Annotated in this window: 4 protein-coding genes, 1 tRNA gene and 1 pseudogene; 4 read left to right on the forward strand and 2 right to left on the reverse strand. The window is 63.7% G+C overall.

What is annotated here, in order from left to right; genetic code table 11:
• Window positions 1-109 (reverse strand): annotated as a pseudogene (locus tag Q1L50_RS00860) (IS1595 family transposase); the annotation flags it as partial.
• A 304-nt stretch (window positions 110-413) separates the two neighbouring features.
• Here Q1L50_RS00860 and Q1L50_RS00865 point away from each other — a divergent pair.
• Window positions 414-488, forward strand: a tRNA-Arg gene (locus Q1L50_RS00865).
• 387 nt (window positions 489-875) lie between these two features.
• Complete coding sequence (locus Q1L50_RS00870; protein ID WP_300335221.1) at window positions 876-1685, forward strand: c-type cytochrome; 810 nt, start codon at window positions 876-878, stop codon at window positions 1683-1685.
• Between the two features lie 213 nt (window positions 1686-1898).
• On the opposite strand, the gene Q1L50_RS00875 is transcribed toward Q1L50_RS00870, so the two are convergent.
• A complete protein-coding gene (locus Q1L50_RS00875; RefSeq protein ID WP_300335222.1) occupies window positions 1899-2111 on the reverse strand; it encodes a hypothetical protein in 213 nt (70 codons plus the stop codon).
• 69 nt (window positions 2112-2180) lie between these two features.
• On the opposite strand from Q1L50_RS00875, the gene Q1L50_RS00880 reads away from it, so the two are divergent.
• Both Q1L50_RS00880 and Q1L50_RS00885 read left to right on the forward strand, forming a co-directional pair.
• Complete coding sequence (locus Q1L50_RS00880) at window positions 2181-3413, forward strand: hypothetical protein (RefSeq protein WP_300335223.1); 1233 nt, start codon at window positions 2181-2183, stop codon at window positions 3411-3413.
• Entirely contained in the window at window positions 3410-4546 is a 1137-nt protein-coding gene (locus Q1L50_RS00885; RefSeq protein ID WP_300335224.1) for a HupE/UreJ family protein, read from the forward strand. The genes Q1L50_RS00880 and Q1L50_RS00885 overlap by 4 nt, the downstream gene beginning before the upstream one ends.
• Window positions 4547-4821: the final 275 nt, after the last annotated feature.

The following is a 4821-nucleotide window of genomic DNA, read 5'->3' on the forward strand; positions in this document are numbered from 1 at the left end:
AGCGACTCTGTTCCAACGCCGCCTCGCACTGTTCTTCCGTACCGTATTGCCGCAGCATCTCGTCAATGCTCAACCCAGGCTGAAACTGGATTCGGTTCATCTTGGCCATCTCTGTTCTCCTCTCGGTTCGACAGGGATCAGATTAACCTCCGGATGGCTCATATGATGAGCCAGTCAGGCGAGCGGCTGAAGAATAGCGCTAATCAGGACCTCTTATGTTCCACTGACTGAACCCCACACCACCCGCGCCGCAAGCGCTCCTTTGCCGATAGCCAACCCCCATCTGACCCCCTCGGCGGAGAAAGCGGGCATAACCGGCAAGCGCTGTCGATTCGGCGGGGTCATGCGTCAGGGCTGCGACTGCCAGCGCCGAATTGGCGAAACCGGGGCCAGCGGCTACAATACGCCCCCTACTCCTCGTAGCACAATGGATAGTGCACGCGCCTCCTAAGCGTGGGATACAGGTTCGATTCCTGTCGAGGGGACCAATGACGCTTTTAGCGGAGCCCGCCGAAGGCACGAATGTCACGTATTTTCAATGCACTGCAGATATTTCACGGCCCAGCGCCGGCGCCTACGGTCGATCGCCATCGGCTCGGCGGCGGGGTAGGTCTGGGGGTATCCGCCGCAAGGCGAGCGACGATGGTTCTTTCGGAATCGACGGAACGATCCTCCGGCCCCCAGACCCTGGCGGCAAGCGGCTCCATCGGCAGCAGACCGGGTGGCTTCGCCAGCGCGCAGGCCGATCGAATCTCGCGCAGGCGGTCGTTCGAGGCGATCAGCGCTGTCGCCGAAGCTAACACATCTGCCCGCAGGGCGCTACCACGTCTGCGCACCCACCGCTACATTCGACGGGACAAGACACTGGAATCCACATGTACGCGTTCGTGACTCGATCCCTTTTCGCCCTGGCGATAATCCTGATCAGCGCGTCGGTCGATACCCAAGCGGCCCAAGCCGTACTGACCGTTGACGGTGAGCGCGGCAGTCAAAGCCTCAGTTTTGACGACTTGCGCGGCCGCGTGCCAACCACCGAAATAGAAGTGCTCAACCCGGACTTGGGCAGATCCGTTCGCTACCTGACGTTCGCCCTCGCCGACGTTCTCAAACTGATGGATGCCGGTGACGCTGAAGATCTGGTTTTTCATTGCCTGGACGGCTACCAGAGCAACACCGCTGCCGCCAACGTCGCGACCCTCGACCTCCGGCTCGCGTACGGCGAAGACGGCGTCCCCGGCCAGTGGTCACCCATTCCCACCGGGAAGACGATGACCAACCCGGCGCCATTCATCGTTATCAGCGCCAACACCTCCGACGCGAAGACGTTTTCCTGGCCATTTCAAATGAACCGGATCGAGGCCGTCTCGTTCGCCAGGAAGTTTCCCTTGATACTTCCCGTCGGCGTTTCCGCTGACAGCGCCGTTGCCCGGGGCTTCACCGTCTTTCGAGAGCAATGCCTGAAATGCCTCTCGGTCAATCTGCAAGGTGGCGAAGTCGGCCCCGAGTTGAATATCCCGCAGAACATCACCGAGTACCGCAGCACGCGCTTTCTGCGCCAGTGGCTCCGTGATCCCAGTCAGTTCAGGGCGCGCGCAAGAATGCCGGCAACGCAGCTGACGCCCCCGGAAATCGACGAGGTGATCGCCTATCTGCGGCATATGGCTAACCATAAACAGGGCCGCTAGCTCACGTCGGCAAGGCCATGGGTAACCGTTCACCGATGGCGATATCGTCGCGAAGCCTCGTCGCGCAGTCTTGTCGCGAAGCGCCGTCGCCAGTAGTCGCGTGCTGGCGCCCCGAACACACAGAGGCGCGTAGACCGGTAGCTGATTCCGGCGGGCGCCCGATCGGACAAGAAAAGAACGGGCCGAAGCCCGCTGGTCTGACTTGAGGAAATCCTAATACGCCTTCTTCTCTTCCTTCATGTCCTTCTTGTCTGCTTTCTTCTCGACCTTCACGTCCTTCGTCTCTTCTTTCTTCTCGACCTTCATTTCGGTCTTCTCGTCCATCGGCTTCTCGCCCTTGGCGGCGCCGCCATGCGAGGCAGCAAACGAACCAGCGGAAACTGTGGCGAAGGAGGCTGCAATCAGTAGGGACAGTAGCTTACTCATGGGGAACTCCTCGGGATTTGGTGGGAAAATGTGACGGCCAGTCTGGCACGCACGAATAGGGTAACGCGAATGGCTTCCCCCAAGTTGACCGGTTGCACCCCATTTCGCCATCTTTCCCTGTTGCTGTCCATTTCGGCGGCGGTGCTGGCCCTGCCCGCAGACGCCGCGCCACGCAAGCCGAGCGAGGACTCCGAAGTGCTGGAGCGCTTGCCCTCGCGTGCCGGCGACGCCGGTGACCGCGAACTGCTCGTCTTGCGGGCGGCAACGGCTGCGGCGGAAAACGATCCCCTTCCAGCCGGGCGACTCGCGCAGCGCTATTTCGAACTGGCCATGGCGCGCGGCGATCCGCGCTACGTCGGCTACGCAGAAGCAGTGATTGCCCACTTCTCCGAGCCGCTGCCGGCCCAACTGCTCTCCATCCGGGGGATGCTGCGACAGTATCGGCATGACTTCAAGGGAGCGTTGGCGGACTTTGCCGCCGCCCTCAGGCAGGACCCCGAACTCGCCGAGGCGCACGCCTGGAAAGCCGCGATCTTCCTCGTCGAGGCCGATTACCCCGCTGCGCAACGGGAGTGCACTGCCCTGCAGGCATTGCGCCAGCTCGTCCTCTATGGCAGCTGCATCGGCCTTGCGCAGGCCTACGGGGGTCAGCTCGAAGCCGGCTACCGATCCCTGCAGCAGGCCCTGGCTCGCAGTCGAGACGCCGATAACCGCCTGTGGCTGCTCACCCGGCTGGGCGAAGTGGCGGCCTGGCGCGGCCAGCCGGCGCTGGCTGAACGGCACTACCGGGAGGCCTTGAGCATCGGCCGCGACGACGGCTATCTGCTGGCCGCCTGGAGCGATTTTCTGCTCGACAGCGGCCGACCGGCGGAGGTTGCGACCCAGTTGGCAAACTGGGAATCGTCCGACACCCTGCTGCTGCGGCTGGCCGAAGCGGCGGCGTTGTTGAACTCGTCCGACGCCGCGCGGCTCGCGCAGACGCTCGATGAGCGCTTCGCCGCCGCCCGCCAGCGCGGTGACACCACGCATCGGGCCGAGGAGGCCCGCTACGCCCTGCATCTACGCAAGGATCCGCAAGCAGCGCTGCGCCTGGCGACCGAAAACTACGCCGTCCAGCGTGAACCGCGCGACGCCCGCATCCTGCTCGAAGCCGCGATTGCAGCGGCAAGCCCGGCGGGCGCGCAGGCGGCGCGCGACTGGTTGCGCGACAGTGGCTTCGAGGATCAGCGACTGCGCGGCCTGGCGCAGAGGTCCGAGCTGACCATGCTACAACGCCAAACCGCTGCAGGGGCGCAGCAATGAACGTCCGTCGCCGCGTGGTCGGACTGCTGTGCTTCGCGCTATGCCTGGTCTCGCTACCGGCCATGGCACACAAGGCCAGCGACAGCTACCTGGTACTCGAGGTCGCCGGCAGCACCGTCAGCGGTCAATGGGACATCGCCCTGCGCGACATCGATTTCGCGCTCGGGCTCGACCTGGACCGCAACGGCGAGATCACATGGGGCGAAGTGCGCGCGCGCCACGCCGACATCGCCGACTGGGCGCTCGGCCGCATCAGCGTCCGGCGCGGTGGCCTGTGCACCGTACGCGTCGCCGATCACCTGGTGGACACCCACACCGATGGCGCCTACGCGGTGCTCCAACTGGCTGGCGAATGCCCGCGCGCCGAAGGTGAGCTGATCCTGCGCTACCGGCTGCTGTTCGAGCTCGACGCCCTGCACCGCGGGCTACTGCGGCTGAGGGTCGATGGAACATCCCACTCGGCCGTCTTCGCCCCGGACCGTGCCGAGCAGCGCTTCGTCGCCGGGCAGGGTTCGCGACTGGCGCAGTTCGGCCAGTATCTGGTCGAAGGAATATGGCATATCTGGATCGGTTTCGATCACATTCTGTTTCTGCTGGCGCTGCTGTTGCCGTCCGTTCTGGTCCACCAGGCGGGCCGGTGGCGCGGCGTGGCGCGTTTCCGCGACGCGCTGCACGAAGTCATGTTAGTGGTCACGGCGTTTACCGTTGCCCACTCGATCACCCTCTCGCTGGCGGCCCTGGGGCTGGTCCAGCTGCCATCGCGGCTGGTCGAATCGGCGATCGCCGCATCGGTGGTACTGGCCGCCGCCAACAATCTCAAGCCGCTGGTCGAAGGCCGGCGCTGGCTGGTCGCCTTCGCGTTTGGCCTGATCCACGGCTTCGGTTTCGCCAGCGTGCTGGCTGAGCTGGGCTTGCCGCAGCAGTCTCTGGTGCTGTCGCTACTGGGCTTCAACCTCGGAGTCGAGGTTGGCCAGTTGGCGATCGTTGCGCTGTTCCTGCCGCTGGCCTATGGCCTGCGCAACACCGCTTTCTATCGCCGTGGCGTGCTCATCGGCGGCTCGCTGGCCACCTTGGCGATCGCCTTGGTCTGGCTGATCGAGCGGGCTCTTGACCTGAAGCTGATCGCGGCTTAACCGACCCACCGAGCGCGGCGGCCGCCTGGACAGGTGCCGGGGGTCAGCCCGAAGCGCCCTTTCCGGCGACGCTCTGGCGGAATTCGCGCAGCTTGGCCTTCACCCACATTTAACAACTCTATGTCATATTTCGGCCTTTTCCGGGATGTGGCGATCGTAAGTCATTGTTTTGAAATAGGCCGCATTTCTGTGGCCAACTGTTGTGCCATAATATTATTTCAGTTGCGGTTTTCCCCCTTGCATTTCTTGTACGATCGTGGGCATGTATATCCGAC

This window comes from Accumulibacter sp., from assembly GCF_029255145.1.
GTDB lineage: Bacteria > Pseudomonadota > Gammaproteobacteria > Burkholderiales > Rhodocyclaceae > Accumulibacter.